The sequence below is a fragment of the Streptomyces hirsutus genome, from assembly GCF_001418415.1.
Taxonomy (GTDB): domain Bacteria; phylum Actinomycetota; class Actinomycetes; order Streptomycetales; family Streptomycetaceae; genus Streptomyces; species Streptomyces hirsutus.
Genome location: NZ_LIQT01000026.1, coordinates 1 through 16,814 on the forward strand (window position 1 = coordinate 1; position 16,814 = coordinate 16,814).

Annotated in this window: 15 protein-coding genes and 1 pseudogene; 8 read left to right on the top strand and 8 right to left on the bottom strand. The window is 71.5% G+C overall.

All coding sequences use genetic code 11. The features are described from left to right. A pseudogene (locus tag AOK11_RS02285) lies at positions 1-373 on the bottom strand (VOC family protein); the annotation flags it as partial. Further along, on the bottom strand, positions 370-663 hold the full coding sequence (locus AOK11_RS02290; RefSeq protein ID WP_055591936.1) for an ArsR/SmtB family transcription factor: 294 nt from the start codon (positions 661-663) through the stop codon (positions 370-372). The pseudogene AOK11_RS02285 and the gene AOK11_RS02290, both read right to left, overlap by 4 nt. A gap of 181 nt (positions 664-844) precedes the next feature. Between AOK11_RS02290 and AOK11_RS02295 the strand changes: the two genes are divergently transcribed. The 3 genes from AOK11_RS02295 to AOK11_RS02300 all read left to right on the top strand — a co-directional run bounded on the left by AOK11_RS02295 (position 845) and on the right by AOK11_RS02300 (position 3,489). After that, the gene (locus AOK11_RS02295; RefSeq protein ID WP_055591948.1) at positions 845-1,708 is read left to right on the top strand and encodes a helix-turn-helix domain-containing protein; all 864 of its coding nucleotides are present in this window, start codon (positions 845-847) and stop codon (positions 1,706-1,708) included. Continuing rightward, positions 1,705-1,905 (top strand): DUF397 domain-containing protein, encoded by a 201-nt coding sequence (locus tag AOK11_RS38905; protein WP_079034576.1) that lies wholly within the window; start codon positions 1,705-1,707, stop codon positions 1,903-1,905. The genes AOK11_RS02295 and AOK11_RS38905 overlap by 4 nt, the downstream gene beginning before the upstream one ends. A 69-nt stretch (positions 1,906-1,974) precedes the next feature. Continuing rightward, positions 1,975-3,489, top strand: a complete 1,515-nt coding sequence (locus AOK11_RS02300) for a hypothetical protein (protein WP_055591949.1) — start codon at positions 1,975-1,977, stop codon at positions 3,487-3,489. Positions 3,490-3,789: 300 nt separating this feature from the next. Here the strand turns inward: AOK11_RS02300 and AOK11_RS02305 are convergent, their stop codons facing one another. From AOK11_RS02305 to AOK11_RS02315, 3 genes are all read right to left on the bottom strand, one after another. Next, the gene (locus tag AOK11_RS02305; protein WP_055591937.1) at positions 3,790-5,802 is read right to left on the bottom strand and encodes a HEAT repeat domain-containing protein; all 2,013 of its coding nucleotides are present in this window, start codon (positions 5,800-5,802) and stop codon (positions 3,790-3,792) included. Positions 5,803-6,184: 382 nt separating this feature from the next. Continuing rightward, positions 6,185-7,189: a MerR family transcriptional regulator gene (locus tag AOK11_RS02310; RefSeq protein WP_055591938.1), complete on the bottom strand. Its 1,005-nt coding sequence runs from the start codon at positions 7,187-7,189 to the stop codon at positions 6,185-6,187. A gap of 3 nt (positions 7,190-7,192) precedes the next feature. Then, positions 7,193-7,864: a HEAT repeat domain-containing protein gene (locus AOK11_RS02315; RefSeq protein WP_055591939.1), complete on the bottom strand. Its 672-nt coding sequence runs from the start codon at positions 7,862-7,864 to the stop codon at positions 7,193-7,195. Positions 7,865-8,143: 279 nt separating this feature from the next. Here AOK11_RS02315 and argC point away from each other — a divergent pair, with 279 nt between their 5' ends. The 5 genes from argC (at position 8,144) to AOK11_RS02340 (ending at position 13,126) form a co-directional block, all read left to right on the top strand. Then, positions 8,144-9,184: an N-acetyl-gamma-glutamyl-phosphate reductase gene (gene argC, locus AOK11_RS02320; protein ID WP_055591940.1), complete on the top strand. Its 1,041-nt coding sequence runs from the start codon at positions 8,144-8,146 to the stop codon at positions 9,182-9,184. Next, on the top strand, positions 9,181-10,332 hold the full coding sequence (gene argJ / locus AOK11_RS02325; protein WP_055591941.1) for a bifunctional glutamate N-acetyltransferase/amino-acid acetyltransferase ArgJ: 1,152 nt from the start codon (positions 9,181-9,183) through the stop codon (positions 10,330-10,332). Before argC ends, argJ begins: the two co-directional genes overlap by 4 nt. Then, positions 10,329-11,303: an acetylglutamate kinase gene (argB, locus tag AOK11_RS02330; RefSeq protein WP_055591942.1), complete on the top strand. Its 975-nt coding sequence runs from the start codon at positions 10,329-10,331 to the stop codon at positions 11,301-11,303. Before argJ ends, argB begins: the two co-directional genes overlap by 4 nt. Continuing rightward, positions 11,300-12,508: an acetylornithine transaminase gene (locus AOK11_RS02335; protein ID WP_055591943.1), complete on the top strand. Its 1,209-nt coding sequence runs from the start codon at positions 11,300-11,302 to the stop codon at positions 12,506-12,508. The genes argB and AOK11_RS02335 overlap by 4 nt, the downstream gene beginning before the upstream one ends. 78 nt (positions 12,509-12,586) lie before the next feature. After that, positions 12,587-13,126, top strand: coding sequence for an arginine repressor (locus tag AOK11_RS02340; RefSeq protein ID WP_055591944.1), 540 nt, complete (start codon positions 12,587-12,589; stop codon positions 13,124-13,126). 66 nt (positions 13,127-13,192) lie between these two features. Here the strand turns inward: AOK11_RS02340 and AOK11_RS02345 are convergent, their stop codons facing one another. The 3 genes from AOK11_RS02345 to AOK11_RS02355 are packed head-to-tail and all read right to left on the bottom strand — an operon-like array spanning position 13,193 to position 16,577. Next, positions 13,193-13,930 (bottom strand): FAD:protein FMN transferase, encoded by a 738-nt coding sequence (locus AOK11_RS02345; protein WP_055591945.1) that lies wholly within the window; start codon positions 13,928-13,930, stop codon positions 13,193-13,195. A gap of 55 nt (positions 13,931-13,985) precedes the next feature. Beyond that, positions 13,986-15,155, bottom strand: a complete 1,170-nt coding sequence (locus AOK11_RS02350) for an FMN-binding protein (protein WP_055591946.1) — start codon at positions 15,153-15,155, stop codon at positions 13,986-13,988. 39 nt (positions 15,156-15,194) lie between these two features. Beyond that, the gene (locus tag AOK11_RS02355) at positions 15,195-16,577 is read right to left on the bottom strand and encodes a ferredoxin reductase family protein (protein WP_055591947.1); all 1,383 of its coding nucleotides are present in this window, start codon (positions 16,575-16,577) and stop codon (positions 15,195-15,197) included. Positions 16,578-16,814: the final 237 nt, after the last annotated feature.

Consider the following 16,814-nt stretch of genomic DNA (forward strand, 5'->3'; position numbering starts at 1 on the left):
CGATCTGGATCAGGTTGCCGCAGGTGTCGTCCAGAACCGCGGTGGTGACCCCGCCCATCTCCAGCGGCTCCTGGGTGAACTGCACCCCGAGCCCGCGCAGCCGGTCGAACTCCGCGCGTACGTCGTCCACGGCGAAGGAGAGGGCCGGGATGCCGTCCTCGGCCAGCCCCGTCTTGTACGCCGCCACGACGGGATGGCGGGAGGGCTCGAGCAGCAGCTCGGTTCAGTCGGGACTCTCCGCCGAGACGACGGTCAGCCACCGGTCCTCGCCCAGCGGGAGGTCGTGCTTCTTCACGAAGCCCAGCACCTCGGTGTAAAAGCGCAGGGCCTTTTCCTGGTCGTCGACGAAGGCGCTGGTCAGATGGATCCTCATGACGTGCTCTCCGGTCTGTCGGGCTTGAGCCACCGGGTCACGATGTGCTCAAGGGGCTCGGTGTTCAGGTCGTGGAACTTGTAGCGGCCCTGGCGTCGGGTAAGGACCAGCCCCGCGGATTCCAGCACGGCCAGGTGCTGGCTGACGGCCTGGCGGGACAGTCCCAGGCCGTGCTTGGTCACCAGTCGCGTGCATATCTCGAACAGCGTCTGGCCGTCCCGTTCCGCCAGCTCATCGAGGATGCGCCGACGGGTCGGATCGGCCAGCGCCTTGAAGACGTCCTCCGCCATGACCGACACAATAGGCAAGTGGCGACTTGCCTATCAAGTGAGGTGAGGAAGAGCTCTCGTGCGGCGGGGCGAACGGCGTGCACACACCTGGGCGCTGTACGGCGCCTGTCGGTGCGTGTGGGCGGGGCGGAGCGTGTCGCTTCGACGCGGAGCCGCGTTGACGGGAGAGGCGGTGATGCACATGAGCGAACTGAGGGGACGGGCTGCCGAAGAGCCCGGTGCGGAAGAAGGCGAACAGGATGCGGGGGCGGACTCCGGCATCCTGCGTGTCTTCGGGCGGCAGCTGAAGCGGTTCCGGATCCGGGCGGGCCTGGAGCGGCCCGATTTCGCTTCGACGACGGGCTACTCGCCCTCGACGATCGCCGCGTACGAACAGGGCCGCAGGATCCCGCCGCCGAAGTTCATCGACCGGGCGGACGAACTCCTGGACGCGGGCGGTGTCCTCCAGGAGATGAAGGAGGAGGTCGCGCGGGCGCAGTATCCGGCGTTCTTCCGGGACGCGGCGCGACTGGAGGCGGAAGCGGTCGAACTGCACGTGTACGCGAATCAGGCGGTGCCGGGGCTGCTGCAGACGGAGGAGTACGCGCAGGCGGTGTTCGGCATGATGCGTCCGCCGCTCGACGAGGATGCCATTGCCCGGCGAGTCGTGGCACGCCTGGCGCGTCAAGAGGTCTATGGCCGGAGCCCTCAGCCGATGATGAGCTTCGTCATCGACGAGTCCGTGCTGCGAAGGCCGATCGGGGGCCGGAGCGTGTTGCGCGGCCAGTTGGAACAGATTCTGCTGGCCGGGCGGAGGCCGACGGTCGAGGTCCAGGTCATGCCGCTGGGCAGCGAGGAGAATGCTGGAATGGCCGGTCCCTTCATCTTGATCGAGACGGCCGAAGGGCGCAGGATCGCTTACGTCGAGGTTCAGAACGTCAGCCATGTGCACACTGAGCGGCGGCTCGTGAAGGGTCTTGAGGTCAAGTACGGCATTCTGCGGGCACAGGCGCTCACGCCCCGGGCGTCGCTCAGCCACATCGAGGAACTGCTGGGGGAGCTATGAAAGCCAGGGTACGGGAGCACGCGTCCGGGCTTCTGTGGGTCAAGAGCAGCTACAGCAGTGAGGAAGGCGGCGAGTGCGTCGAGGTGGCGTCCTGCCCGCACGGAATGCATGTACGCGATTCCAAGGACATACACCGCCCTGGTGTCTCGGTGCACCGCGCGGCCTGGTCGGCATTCGTCGGTTTCACGGCCCGATAGGGCTTGTTACCGCGGTCTGTTGATCTCTGCCCCTGGCACGGTGTCAGGGACAGATGCAGGATGGCCTTCGTGGATCATGTGCTGTGCGGGCTCGCTGCCAATCCGGCCCTGCCGGCCGAGCTGGTCGACCGACTGATCGCGGTCGCGGACGATGACATCGCCGTGGGTCTCGTCGCTCGGGAGGACCTGAGCCATGCACAGGCGGTCGCGTTGGCCGCACGGGTTCCGGCGAGCGGTGTGCAGCTTGCGTATGCGGGCCTGTTGGCCGCCGCCGACGTCGATCCGGTGACACAGCCGCACGTTGCCCTCGCCCTGCTCGACGAGCGAGCCGGTACCCCGGAATGGGCGCGCCGCTTCGCAGCCGATCCGGTCCTGGAGCACCGGGAGGAACTGGCCGCCTGCCCCGGCCTCCCGGCGAATGTGACGGAGACGCTCGCCGCGGACCCGGATGTACGCGTGGTCGCAGAGGTGGCGTTGTGGACCACGCCCGACATGGCCACCAGGCTCGCCGGCCATCCGCACACCGAGGTCCGCCGTGCGGTGGCTGCCAACGAGGCGACGCCCCCGGACGTACTGGCAGCGCTCATCAGCGAGGGGCTGCCTCCGGCGCGTCGATGCCTGGTCTGTGCCCGTGAAGCGCCGCCGTTCATGCACGAGCCGCAGTGCCCGCGGCCCGACTGCGAGCTGCCTCCGGGCGCTTCCTGCGACGGGTCCCACGAGTCCGCGATGCATGAGATCCAGGAGGCCGCGCTGCGGAATCCGGGGACACCCACCGAAGCGGTGGTCGGCTTCGTGGACCATCCTTCGGTGCTGCTGCGCTGGACGCTTGCCGCGCGCCCCGGTCTGCCCACGGAGGTGTACCGACGGCTGGCCGCAGATCCTGTCCCCGGTGTCCGGGCCGACCTCGCCGGGAACCCCGCGATCGACGCCGTGCTGATGCGCACCCTGGCCGACGACCGTGGCCACGACGTGCGGCGCAGGCTCGCGGGCAACCCGAAGGTACCGCTCGACGTACTCGTCCACCTGGCCGACGACACCAAGATCGGTGCCACTCTGCTGCCACGGATCGCTGTCGCGTCGCCCGGTGAGGTTCGGCAGCTGGCGCAGTCACCGAACCCGGCCGTGCGCATGCTCGTGGCTCAACGACGCGACCTGCCACCGGAGATCCGCGACGCGCTGGCCGACGACCCCGACGTGAAAGTAACCAAATCCGTCGCTCCGCACCCGGGTCTTGCCGAAGCTCGGTTGCGGACCATGGTCGACCGTCACGGAGCCCGGGTCCTGGCCAAGGTGGCGGCCAACCCGGACGCGAGTCCGGCACTGCTGGAGTACCTGACCCGGCACGAACCACCGGCGCAGAATGCATTCCGCGAGATTGCCCGACACCGGAACGCGACGGCCCGAGCGCTGCTCGCCTGCCTGGCGGACAGCCGAGCGAGGCCCATAGCCGCCGGCCACCCGGCCCTCTCACCGTCGGTCGTCGTGGACCTGCTCACCGACGCCGACCGGCAGGTGGCGGAAGCGGCGGCGGCCAACCCGTCGCTGCCGCTTGCCGTGTTGTTGGACCTCGTCCTCCGCCTGTAACTGTCCGGCCTGCAAGCTCCTTGCTCGTCCTCGTCGGTTCGGGTCTCCACGCCCACTGGAGCGCACGGCCTTGAGTCACCTCGCGGCCCATCGCAACCCTGCTCCGGCGGGACGCCGCGACCGCACGCGAGCGCCTGTCCCGGAACCGGGCACCGTGCGGCCGGCCCTTCGACCTGTTCGCCGAGGTCCTGGAGGTCCTGGCCGAGGGCGGCATGCACATCACCCTGGCGTGGCGCATGGCCGGTTCCCCCGTGCGGCTGAGTGCTTCGGGTGGCGCGGCCGGCCACGCACCTGATCACATCACCAATGGGTGGAGCCGACGCCGGCCGTGATGAGCAGCTCGTCGACGGCGGTGCGTACGGACTCGTCCTCGGTGAAGGCGCGCCAGCCGCCGAAGTAGTGAAGGCGGCGGTCACGGTTCGGCAGGTCGCGCAGGAGATGAGCCGCGGGCCGGGCCGCCTCGCCGATCCGGGCCAGATGGCGCACCGCGGGGAGCATGACCGGTAGGTAGGTGTCCTCGGCCAGATCCTGCACGGCCTCCAGAAGGACCGGGACGGTGCTTCCCGTGTCGCCGGTCGCGGCCCACAGGGCGTGCGCGGCCTCGATCCTGGTCCAGGTGTCGGCGGCCCCGGTCATGGTGCGTAGCAGGGCCGTCACGCCGGCGGCGTGGCGGCCGAGGGCGGCCAGCTTGGACAGGGCCGGGTGGGGGGAGCCGCTCTCGGCGGCGGCGGTCCCCAGCACCTTCAGGGCCGGTTCCGGGTCCCCTCCGACCTGCCAGTACGCCCAGGCGGCAAGCTCCGCGTCGGAACCTGAGCCTGCGGCGGTCGATCGGGCCAGCAGCAGTTCACGCCCCGCGCCGCCCGCCGGCCCGATCCCGGCAAGGGCCGTCGCCGCCGCGGTCCAGTTCTTGTCGTCGCCCAGCAGGTCGAGCAGGTGCGGCACTGCCGGTTGCGCGACAGGTCCCCAGGCGGCCAGCACGTCGCAGAGACGCTGGAGCACGTGGATGTCCGTGGCGGTGCCGAGCCGGTCGCAGATTGCCGGCAGCAGCAGATCGGCGTGGTCCGGCAGGTGAACGAGTACCTCGTCGAGGGTGGGGAGGACGGGGATGTGGAAGGCGTCGCGGGCGCTGCCGAAGAAGGCGGAGGTCGATGCGAAACCGGATCGGGAGCCGGCCGTGATGTCGGCCAGGCCCGGTAGGCAGCGCGGATCATTCATCCGGGCCAGCGCCCACAGCGCCGCCTCGGCGACCGTCTCCGCCCCACGTGTCGTCCGGGCCGCGGTGTCGCCGAGGAGCCCGGCGACCGCGTCGGCATGGGCAGCGGCCGAGGGGCCGAGGCAGGCCAGCAGTTCGGCCGCCCGGTAGCGCACCTCGGTGACCGGATCGTCCAGCCGGGCCACGAGGGCCGGCATCAGCGCATCGGTCGGCGAGCGCCACTGCGACAGCAGCCCGCCCGCCTGAGCCAGAGCACCGATCCGCTGCCCTTCGTCGGGATGGTCGGCCAGCAGGCCTTGCGTGAAGGCGACAGAGGCGGTGGAGGCGCCTGCGAACAGCGCCGCCGTCCAGACCTGGACACCCTGCGCCCCGCTCTCCAGCGAGCTGGTGTGCTGCCACAACTCCACGCTCGGATCGCGAACAGCGTCCAGCAGGAGGTCCAGCCGCCCCGCCGCGAGACCCGGATCACCTGCCGCGAGCGTGTGCACCGCCGCCAGACGAAGCTGAGACTCCGGAGAGCCGAGCAGTGAGCGGAGGCGGGAGACGACCTCGTCGGACCGGTCACCGGCCGGCTCCCGCCGGAGTGCCTGGCCGAGTGCGAGGACCAGGTCGAGCCGGGTTACCGGGTCCCTCTCCGCCCGCCAGCACCGCAGGAGTTCGGGCAGCAGGAGCGCACCGGGGCTGGTACAGGCACCGGCCGCGTCGGCCGCGGCGCGCCGGATCTCCGGCTCGGGGTCGGCCAGCAGGGCAAGGACTTCGGGCAGCACCCGCTCCCACGCCGGTGCCCAGCCGGGATCCATGAACCTTTCGGTGACCTGTCCGCCCTCCGCCGCCAACATGCCCACCAGCTCCAGCACCGTGCGACGGCTCGGCGTATGCGGGTCGGCAGCCAGGTGAAGCAGGAAGGGCAGCGCGGCCGAGGCGGCGGAGCAGATCCAGCCGCCCTGATGGAAGAGCAGGTTGAGCAGCTCTCCCGCTGCTTCCTCGGCGTTCGTCGGATCCGGGCCCGCGCACCGGTGCAGTAGGCCGGGCACGTCCTCGGCGGACCCGTAGTTGTGCTCCAGCCCCGCCCAGTCGACCGCTCCCAGCCTTTCCCACATGTGCGGGACCCTAGCGTCGGACCCGGCTGTGACCGAGCGGCTCAGTCGGCCCTTCAGCGCCCGAGTCGGCCCGGCTGAGCGTCGCGGTCGGCCCGCCGGACGGGGTGGGCGCTGCTGACCGGGGCATTTCGAGGCCGGGCCGGGTGGTGGACGTTCTTTGAACCTCAGTTGAGGCGTGCCGGGATGACGACGTCCCGTGGCCATGGGCGTTGGAGCGACACCCGGAAGCGGACGACCGTGGCCTCGTCGTCCGTTGCGATGTCGGGGCAGCGCTGCGGAAACCGGGCCAGGAGGTCCGCCGGCCCCCTTCGGCGGACGGTGATGGGTTTTGGGACCCCTCCGCCCCGCGCGGGCCGCGTACGCGCACCCCGGGGGAGATCCGTCACCGTGCGCCGCGCAGTTGAAGAAGGTACGCCGCGGTCAGCGCCACGGCACGGTCCCCGTCATGCGACAGCTCCACGAGGGCACGTGACACCCTCGTCCCCGGGATGCCCGCCAGCGCCTGGGTCAGCCGCCCGCGTGCAGGCGCTCGAGTGGTGTCGTGGGCGAGGCGGTCGATGAGCCCGGTCGCGATCCGATCCGCCGCCGCGTCACCGCTCGCCAGCACGCTCAGCGCATCGGCTGCGTCGGTGTCGTTCCTTCCTTCCACGACCATGTCGATGAGCGTCGGGACCGCGTCGGCCACCCCACGGGTCCCGAGCGCCAGAGCCGCGTACCCGCGGACCACGGCGTCGGGGTTCACGAGAGCGTCCCGCAGCTGCGCGACAGCCTCATCACCGGGCATCTCGGCGAGGGACCGGACGGCGCGTTCCCGTACCGCGGCCACCGGTGAGCCGAGGCCCTCCGCCAGCAGCGCCGGGCCGCCCTCACCCGATCGCGCCAGCGCCCATCGAAGGGCTCCGGCGACGTTCGGCTCCGTCTCGCTCAGTGCCGCCTCGACCAGGGCCTCCACCGGCACCGGAACCTCGTCGACCGAGGAAAGGGCAGCGCGCTGGCGTGCGTCGGCGCTCTTCGAGCCCAGCGCCTGGAGGAGCGCAACGACCTGGAGGACGTCCTCCCAGTCGGCGGGATCCGCGGCATCGATCCGGCGCAGCCGCGTGAGGATCTCGGTCTCCGCCGTGATGCGTTCGCGCGTTTGACGGATGAGGTCGCCGACGAGCGCAGAGGGCGTGAAGCCGGGATCTTCGAGCGCGCGCCCGATCTCACGCAGCGACAGCCCCAGCGACCGCAAGCTCTCGATGTGGAAGATCCGCCGGATGTCCTCCCCGGAGTACTCCCGGTAGCCGGAGCCCGTACGACCCGAAGGCCGCACCAGACCGAGCGACTCGTAGTGCCTGAGCATGCGGGCGCTGACCCCGGACCGTCGCGCCACCTCACCGATCAACACTCCCTATCGTCCCTCCTCGCCGGATCCGCCGAGGGCCACGATGCGCTTGGCCTCCTCGGTCGCGAACTCGAATCCGGCGTCCGGGTCGCGCAGCAGCCGTTGTGTGGCGAGCGCGTGCGCGCACACGTGCGGGTCGGGGGCCGTCGTCGCAGCATGCAGAACCGGCGCGGTCACTTCGCCCAGCGCGACCAGCGCCCGGCTGAGACTCAGCTGCGTCTCCCGCCCACCGCGCCCGAGCTGCGTCGCCAACGCCGTGGCCAACGCGGACTCCTCGCCTTCCGGCACAAGTACGACCGCGGCCCGCCAGGCGCTCCGCGCCACCTCGTCGTCGGCGTCGGACAGCAGCGCCCGTGTGATCGCCGGCCATGCCTGCCGGTCCCCGATCTTGGACAACGTGTGCAGCGCCTGGCTCCGTGCCTGCGCACGCTCCGAGCGGACTTCGCGGAGCAGCCCGGGAAGCGTCATGGACGCCGGGTGGCGGGTGAGCGCCCAGGTCAGCATGTCGCGGACGAAGAACTCGGGCTCGATCGCGCAGCGCTCGACGAGCTTGTCGACGAAGCGCGGGTCGGGCGTCGTGCCGACCGCCAGAGCGGCCCGCAGTCGCACCGACGAACGATCGTCCTCCAGCCCTCGGACCGCTCGTGCCGCATCCGTCTCCTGTCTCGTGACCGTCATCGAGACCACCTCCTCGGCAAGCAGTGAAGGCCTTGTCACCGTGTCAAGGTCAAACGGGGCCCGCTGCGCGATCACCGGCATGTTCACGATGCGCCGTGCTCGAAGGGCACGCTCGGGACGCGGCAGGTGACAGGCCGGCCATGATGCTCCGCCGGGCCGACCGCAGGGCTGAAGGGCCGACCGGCACGCTGGATCTCACCGATGTATGGCTGTAGCCCGGTCCGCATTGCATAAACCTGCGGCTATACGTATAGTCATGCCATCGAGGAGGAGGTTTCCGTGAGCGTACGAGTGGCTGTGGCCGGGGCCAGTGGATATGCGGGCGGCGAGCTCTTGAGGCTGCTGCTCGCGCACCCCGGGGTGGAGATCGGTGCGCTGACCGGGAACTCCAACGCCGGGCAGCGGCTCGGGAGCCTGCAGCCGCATCTGGTGCCGCTCGCCGATCGGGTGCTCGAGCCGACCACGGCCGAGGTGCTCGCCGGGCAGGGCCGACGGCATGACGTGGTCTTCCTCGCGCTGCCGCACGGCCAGTCCGCCGCCGTCGCCGAGCAGCTCGGCCCGGAGGTGCTCGTCGTCGACATGGGCGCCGACCACCGGCTCGCCGACGCCGCCGACTGGGAGCGGTACTACGGCTCCCCGCACGCCGGTACCTGGCCCTACGGCCTGCCCGAACTGCCGGGCGGCCGCGCCGCGCTGGAGGGGTCCAAGCGCATCGCGGTGCCCGGTTGCTACCCGACCGCCGTCTCGCTCGCCCTGGTCCCGGCGTACACGGCGGGCCTCGCCGAGGCCGAGGCGGTGATCGTCGCCGCCTCCGGCACCTCCGGCGCGGGCAAGGCGGCCAAGCCGCACCTGCTGGGCAGCGAGGTCATGGGGTCGATGTCGCCGTACGGCGTCGGCGGCGTCCACCGGCACACCCCCGAGATGATCCAGAACCTCAGCGCGGCGGCGGGGGAGCGGGTCTCCGTCTCCTTCACGCCGACGCTCGCGCCGATGCCCCGCGGCATCCTCGCCACCTGCACCGCGAAGGCCCGGCCCGGTGTCACCGCCGGGTCCGTCCGGACCGCCTACGAGAAGGCGTTCGCCGACGAACCCTTCGTCCGCCTCCTCCCCGAGGGCCAGTGGCCCGCGACGGCGTCCGTCCACGGTTCCAACGCCGTTCAGATCCAGGTCGCGTACGACGAGGCCGCGGGGCGGATCATCGCGATCAGCGCCATCGACAACCTCACCAAGGGCACCGCGGGCGGCGCTCTGCAGAGCATGAACATCGCCCTCGGGCTCGACGAGTCCACCGGACTGACGACGATCGGAGTCGCGCCGTGAGTGTGACGGCAGCAAAGGGATTCACGGCGGCGGGCATCGCCGCCGGGATCAAGGAGAACGGCAACCCGGACCTGGCCCTCGTGGTCAACGACGGACCGCGCCGCGCCGCCGCGGGCGTCTTCACCTCCAACCGTGTCAAGGCCGCACCCGTGCTCTGGTCCGAGCAGGTGCTGAAGAGCGGGCAGGTCGCCGCTGTCGTCCTCAACTCCGGTGGCGCCAACGCCTGTACGGGACCGAAGGGTTTCCAGGACACCCACGCCACCGCGGAGAAGGCCGCCGAGGTGCTCGGGGCCGGCGCGGGCGAGATCGCCGTCTGCTCCACCGGCCTCATCGGTGTCACGCTTCCCATGGACAAGCTGCTCCCGGGAGTCGAGACGGCCGCGGGCCGGCTGTCCGAGCACGGCGGTGAGAAGGCCGCCATCGCCATCAAGACCACGGACAGTGTGCACAAGACGTCCGTCGTGACGAAGGACGGCTGGACCGTCGGCGGCATGGCCAAGGGCGCCGGCATGCTCGCCCCCGGCCTCGCCACCATGCTGGTCGTCCTCACCACCGACGCCGACGTCGAAGCCGGGGCACTGGACCGGGCCCTGCGCGCCGCGACCCGCGTCACCTTCGACCGCGTCGACTCCGACGGCTGCATGTCCACCAACGACACCGTGCTGCTGCTCGCCTCCGGCGCGGCCGGCGTCACCCCCGCGTACGAGGAGTTCGCCGAGGCCGTACGCGCCGTCTGCGACGACCTCGGACAGCAGCTCATCCGCGACGCCGAGGGCGCCAGCAAGGACATCAAGGTCGAGGTGGTGGGCGCCGCGACCGAGGACGACGCCGTCGAGGTGGGCCGCTCCATCGCCCGCAACAACCTCCTCAAGTGCGCCATCCACGGCGAGGACCCCAACTGGGGCCGGGTGCTGTCCGCGATCGGCACGACGAAGGCCGCCTTCGAGCCCGACGCACTCGACGTCGCCATCAACGGCGTCTGGGTGTGCAAGAACGGCGGTGTCGGCGAGGACCGCGGCAAGGTCGACATGCGCTACCGCGAGGTCCACATCGTCGCCGACCTGGGTGCCGGTGACGCGACCGCCACCATCTGGACCAACGACCTCACCGCCGACTACGTCCACGAGAACAGCGCGTACTCCTCATGAGCACCACCCGCAAGCACACCGCCCTGCCCAAGGCGCAGATCCTCATCGAGGCGCTGCCCTGGCTGACCCGGCACCACGGGAAGACCGTCGTCATCAAGTTCGGCGGCAACGCCATGGTGAACGAGGAGCTGAAGAACGCCTTCGCCCAGGACGTGGTCTTCCTGCGGCACGCAGGCCTCAAGCCGGTCGTCGTGCACGGCGGCGGCCCGCAGATCAGCGCCGCGCTCGACCGGCACGGCATCGTCAGCGAGTTCAAGGCCGGCCTCAGGGTGACCACCGAGGACGCCATGGACGTCGTACGGATGGTGCTGGCCGGACAGGTGCAGCGCGAACTGGTCGGGCTGCTCAACCGGCACGGACCCTTCGCCGTCGGCCTCACCGGCGAGGACGCGCACACCATCACCGCGACCCGGCACCGGCCCGAGATCGACGGGGAACCGGTCGACATCGGCCGGGTCGGCGAGATCACCGAGATCGACACCGGCGCCATCGAGGCGCTGCTCGCCGACGGCCGCATCCCGGTCGTCTCGTCGATCGCCCGTTCCCAGGACGACCACCATGTCTACAACGTCAATGCTGATACGGCGGCTGCGGCACTCGCTGCTGCTCTGGACGCCGAGACCCTCATGGTCCTCACCGACGTCGAGGGGCTCTACGAGGACTGGCCGAACTCCGACGAGGTGATCAGCCGCCTCACCGCGACCCAGCTCGAGAAGCTGCTGCCGGAGCTGTCCTCGGGCATGGTGCCGAAGATGGAGGGCTGCCTGCACGCCGTGCGCAACGGCGTGACCACCGCCCGCGTCATCGACGGCCGGGTCCAGCACTCGATCCTGCTGGAGATCTTCACCGACGAGGGCATCGGCACCATGGTCGTACCCGACGGGACCCCGGACGAGACCCCCGAGGCAGCCGTCGCCGCCGGGGCACCGCACGCACAGGACGAGACACCGCACGCACAGGGGGAGTCGTGAGCAACGAGGAGCTGAGCGCGCGGTGGCAGGGCGCGCTCATGAACAACTACGGCACGCCGAAGCTGTCCCTGGTCAGCGGCGCGGGTGCCACCGTCCGCGACGCCGACGGCAAGGAGTACACCGACTTCGTCGGCGGGATCGCCGTCAACGCGCTCGGCCACGCCCACCCGGCCGTCGTCGAGGCCGTCAGCCGGCAGATCGCCTCCCTGGGCCATGTCTCCAACCTGTTCGTCGCCGAGCCGCCCGTCGAGCTCGCCGAACGGCTCCTGCGGCTCTTCGGCCGTGACGGCCGGGTGTACTTCTGCAACTCGGGCGCCGAGGCCAACGAGGCCGCGTTCAAGATCGGACGGCTGACCGGCCGGGCCCACATGGTCGCCACCGACGGCGGCTTCCACGGCCGCACCATGGGCGCCCTCGCGCTGACCGGCCAGCCGGGCAAGCGGGAGCCGTTCGCACCGCTGCCCGGGGACGTCACCCATGTGCCCTACGGCGACGCGCAGGCCCTGGCCGCCGCGGTCACCGCGGACACGGCGCTGGTCGTCATCGAGCCGATCCAGGGCGAGAACGGGGTCGTGGTGCCCCCGCCCGGCTACCTGAAGGCCGCCCGCGCCATCACGGCCGCCACGGGCGCGCTGCTCGTCCTGGACGAGGTGCAGACCGGCATCGGCCGCACCGGCAACTGGTTCGAGTACCAGGCCCACGAAGGAGTCCTGCCCGACGTCGTCACCCTCGCCAAAGGGCTCGGCGGCGGGCTGCCGATCGGCGCGACCGTCGCCTTCGGCCGCGCCGCGGACCTGCTGCGCCCCGGCCATCACGGCACGACCTTCGGGGGCAACCCGGTCGCCTGCGCCGCCGGACTCGCCGTCCTCGACACCATCGAGAGCGAAGGACTGCTCGAGAACGTCAAGCGGCAGGGCGAGCGGCTCCGCGACGGGATCGAGAACCTCGGCAACCCACTGATCAGCCACGTCCGGGGCGCCGGCCTCCTCCTGGGTATCGTGCTCACCGAACCGCTCGCGCCCCAGGCGCAACAGGCGGCTCAGGACGCCGGTTTCCTGGTGAACGCGCCCGCCCCCGATGTCGTACGGCTCATGCCGCCGCTGATCCTCGGGGACGACGCGGTGGACGCCTTCCTCGGGGCGCTGCCCGGCATCCTGGACGCCGTCCGCCGGGCGGCGGACGGAGAAGGACCAGCCGGACAGTGAGCCGGACCACGAACCGGGGCGAGAACCACGCCACAAGCCGAAGAACGCCCCCGAGGACAAGCGGAGAATGAGACGCCGATGAGCCACGATCAGGACCACGGACAGCCTGCCGGGCCTGCCGTACCGCAGACCCGCACCGCGCGTCACCGCCGGATCGTGGACATCCTCAACCGTCAACCGGTGCGTTCGCAGAGCCAGTTGGCGAAACTGCTCGCCGACCACGGACTGACCGTCACCCAGGCGACGCTCTCCCGGGACCTGGACGAGCTGAACGCGGTGAAGATCCGCCACACCGACGGCGACCTCATCTACGCGGTGCCCAGCGAGGGCGGCTTCCGCACCCCGCGCGCACCACTGGGCGAGTCCGCCAAGGAGGAGCGGATGCGGCGGCTCTCCCAGGAACTGCTGATCTCCGCGGAGGCGTCCGCCAACCTCGTCGTCCTGCGCACCCCGCCCGGCGCCGCCCAGTTCCTGGCCTCGGCGATCGACCAGGCCGAACTGCACGACATCCTGGGGACCATCGCCGGCGACGACACCCTCATGCTGATCAGCCGCGACCCGGCGGGCGGGCAGGCGCTGGCCGAGCACATGCTGCGGCTGGCGCAGAACGGGAACTGAAAGGGCCGCGCGGCTGCCCGCGGCCCCGTACGGACGGTCTCGGCGTCCCCCGGCACCGGCCGGGATTCATCCCAGCCGGGACGCCAGGCCCCCCGTGCAGCGCACCTCGTCGCCCGCGGTGATCAGCAGCGCCTCCACGTCGGGCAGCGTCTCCAGCCACGCGAGCCCCTCCCGGGACCCCATCGCGAAGGCGGCCGTGGCCCAGCAGTCGGCCCAGGTCAGCCGGGGCGCCACCACCGTCACCGCGACCAGGTCGGTCACGGCGGAGCGGCCGGTGCGCGGGTCGACGATGTGATCGCCGCGCTCGGCGGTGCCCGAGGTGGCGACGGCCAGCTCGTCGGCCCCGGCGGCGGAGACGACGGCCGCCAGGCCGCCCGGACGGAGCGGGTCCGACACCCCCACCCGCCACGGCCGCCCGGCGCCCGGCGTCCCCAGCAACTGCACGTCACCGCCGCCGTTGAGACTCACCCCGACCGCCCCGGCCTCCGCGAGCCGGCGCGCGGCCCGCTCGGTGGCCCAGCCCTTGACGATGCCGGTCGGGTCGAGCCGGCCCCGGTAGCGGGTGCTGAACCAGCCGTCGCTCACCCGTTCCGCCTCCGCGGCCAGCTCCAGTACCTCGGCGACCTCGGGGTCGCACTCCGCGACCGTCAGCTCGCCGCGCGCCAGCCGCGAGATCTGCGAGTCGTCCCGATAGGTGCTGAACACCTCGTCGACGCGGCGCAGGCCGGCGGCCGCATCCTCCAACGCCGCCTGCACGGCAGCGGGTTGCCCGCCGCGGACGTCGAAGGAGAAGACGGTCCCCATCGTCTCCTCCGTACGACGCACCGCGGCGGGAGCCTGTGCGGACTCGGCCACCGTCTCAGCCACCGGCCTGGTCCAGCGCGGACTGCAGCGACTTCTTGTACCCGGCGCTGGTGTACGTCGCGCCCGACACGGCGTCGACGTCCGCGCCGCCGGTCTTCACGACGGCCTGGTTGAGCCTCGGGACGGACTGGTTGGTGACCCGGTCGCTCTGGCCGCCCTTGGGGGCCTGCACGGCCTCGGCCTTGGTGATCTTCCCGCCCTCGACGGTGATCCGGACCTGCACGGCTCCGTACTCCGTCTGCACCGCGTCACCGGTGACGGTGCCGTCCTCGAGGGCGGCCCGGGCGTTTCCTCCGCCTCCGCCCTGCCCGCTTCCGGCGGAACCGTCACCGGTGGACGCGTCCGCGGCGGAGCCGCCACCGCTCTCGGCGGCTCCGGCCGCTCCGGCGGCCTTCGCCTTGTCCAGTGCGGACTGGAGGGACTTCTTGTATCCGGTGCTGGTGTACGTGGCGCCGGAGACCGCGTCGATTTCGGCGCCCTGTGCCGTGACCGCGGCCTGGTTGAGCTTCGGCACGGCGTTGGCGTTGATCTGGTCGCTCTGGCCGCCCTCGGGGGACTGGACGGCCTCGGCCTTGGTGATCTTTCCGCCGCTCACGGTCAGGCGCACCTGCACCGCGCCGTACTGGGTGTCGGCCGCGTCACCGGTGACCGTGCCGTCGCCGAGGGCCTGCGCGCCGCCCGCACCGCCCTGATCGTTCCCGCTCCCGGCCGCTCCGGCGGCCTTCGCCTTGTCCAGTGCGGACTGGAGGGACTTCTTGTATCCGGTGCTGGTGTACGTCGCGCCGGAGACCGCGTCGATTTCGGCGCCCTGCGCCGTGACCGCGGCCTGGTTGAGCTTCGGCACGGCGTTGGCGTTGATCTGGTCGCTCTGGCCGCCCTTGGGGGACTGGACGGCCTCGGCCTTGGTGATCTTTCCGCCGCTCACGGTCAGGCGCACCTGCACCGCGCCGTACTGGGTGTCGGCCGCGTCACCGGTGACGGTGCCGTTCGCGATGGCCTGGGCGCCGCCCTGCGGGGACTGCGCCGCCGCGGGCGGGACCGCGCTGCCGGCCGCGTCGGCCGAGCCCTGGTCGGAACCGGGCTTCAGCGTCAGCAGCAGCACGATCCCGGAGACGGTGGCGGCGGTGGCCAGCACAGCACGCCGGACGGGGTGACTCTTCCTCATCGTTTCTCAAGCTCCTGATGGGTGTGGATGACCCGTCGCTCACATCTCGAACGACTCGTGGTGGATACGGCGGGCGGGGACCCCGGCGCCGCGCAGTGCGTCGTAGACCGACTGGGCGAACCCGGGCGGGCCGCACATGAAGACGTCGTGGTCGTCGATGTCGGGAATCTTGCGGCGCAGGCTGTCCGCGGAGATGTCGGGGCGTTCCCCGTCGGGGCTGTTCACCGCGTACATCAGGCGGGCGCCGCGCTCGTCGGCGATCTTGGCCAGCTCGTTCCACAGGGCCAGGTCGTGGGTGGTGTTGGCCCGGTAGAGCAGGGTGATGTCGCCGGAGGCGCCCGGCAGCGTCTCGAACAGGGCCCGCATCGGCGTGATGCCCACGCCGCCCGCGACCAGCAGCACCTTGCCGCGGCTGCGGCGCTGGGCGGTCAGCGCCCCGTAGGGGCCCTCCGCCCACACCCGCGTGCCGGGCTCCAGCTCGCGCAGCCGGGCGGTGTGGTCGCCGATCGCCTTCACGGTGATCCGCAGCATGTCGGGGCGGGGCGCCGCCGACAGCGAGTACGGATGGGAGCTGAACCGCATCCCCGGCGCCAGGAACCGCCAGCGGAAGAACTGCCCCGCCTCGGCGCCGATCCGGTGCAGCTTGCGCCCGCCGATCAGTACCGACACGATGCCCGGCGTCTCCTCGATGACCGCCTCCACCCGCATCCGGTGACGCAGGTTCAGCCGGATCGGGGTGAGCACCCGGTACCAGAGGACCAGCGCGGTGACGACGCCGTAGAGCCCGTACCAGAAGGTCTTCGCGGACGGTTCCACGGCGAACTCGTTGCCGGTGGTGATCTGGTGCCAGAACGTCAGGTACATCGCCGCGTACGTCAGCAGGTGCACGTGGTACCAGCTGTCGTACGGCAGCCGCCGGCGGACCGGGCCGATCGAGAGGAAGGCGATCACGAACAGCAGACCCGTGCCGATGGCGGCCTTGCCCATGTCCGGCAGCTGCTCGACCGAGGTGATCGTCTGCTGGACGATGTCGCCGAGGGTCTTGCCCGCCTGGAGGGCGTAGCCCCACATGATGAGGAAGACGTGGGCGATGACCAGGCTGACGGTGTAGCGCCCGCTCATCGCGTGCCAGCGGGCGACCCGGTCCGAGCCCACCCGGCGTTCCAGTGCGGGCACCCGGGCCATCTGCAGCACCACGAGGGCCATCAGATAGCCGGCCAGGAGGCCGGTGATGCGGCCCGCGGCGATGATCCGGCCGGTGGTGTCCGAGATGGACGGTGTGTTGTCCCACCACAACCACAGCACGGCCACCGCGCCCGCCCCCACGGCGAGCAGCAGGGGCACGGCGGGTGAGCGGCGCGGACGGATGCGGCGCATCGTCTGACGGCGGGCGGCACGTCCGCCTGCGAGCGTGGTGGTCACGGTTCCTCCGTGGGACTTGGCCCTTGGCCCACACATACGTGCCGTGACACGGGAGCGTTCAGCGATATCCGGAGGCGGGACGGACTTTCGCGGCAGGCCTAGGACATGTCCTGGGCCGCGGCCTCCGGGGACGCCGGATGCCGCGGGACCGGGGACGGAACGGGGGCCGGGGACGGGGGCAGTGGCAGGGGCAGCCCGGGGAGGCCGTCGAGGCTCGTCGCGACGTGCTCCTTCCTG

Coding starts and splice junctions, on each gene's coding strand:
- argB (WP_055591942.1), top strand. CDS start 10,329: ATGAGCACCACCCGCAAGCACACCGCCCTGCCCAAGGCGCAGATCCTC.
- AOK11_RS02345 (WP_055591945.1), bottom strand. CDS start 13,930: ATGGGGACCGTCTTCTCCTTCGACGTCCGCGGCGGGCAACCCGCTGCC.
- AOK11_RS02305 (WP_055591937.1), bottom strand. CDS start 5,802: ATGTGGGAAAGGCTGGGAGCGGTCGACTGGGCGGGGCTGGAGCACAAC.
- AOK11_RS02290 (WP_055591936.1), bottom strand. CDS start 663: ATGGCGGAGGACGTCTTCAAGGCGCTGGCCGATCCGACCCGTCGGCGC.
- AOK11_RS02340 (WP_055591944.1), top strand. CDS start 12,587: ATGAGCCACGATCAGGACCACGGACAGCCTGCCGGGCCTGCCGTACCG.
- AOK11_RS02315 (WP_055591939.1), bottom strand. CDS start 7,864: ATGACGGTCACGAGACAGGAGACGGATGCGGCACGAGCGGTCCGAGGG.
- AOK11_RS38905 (WP_079034576.1), top strand. CDS start 1,705: ATGAAAGCCAGGGTACGGGAGCACGCGTCCGGGCTTCTGTGGGTCAAG.
- AOK11_RS02350 (WP_055591946.1), bottom strand. CDS start 15,155: ATGAGGAAGAGTCACCCCGTCCGGCGTGCTGTGCTGGCCACCGCCGCC.
- AOK11_RS02295 (WP_055591948.1), top strand. CDS start 845: ATGAGCGAACTGAGGGGACGGGCTGCCGAAGAGCCCGGTGCGGAAGAA.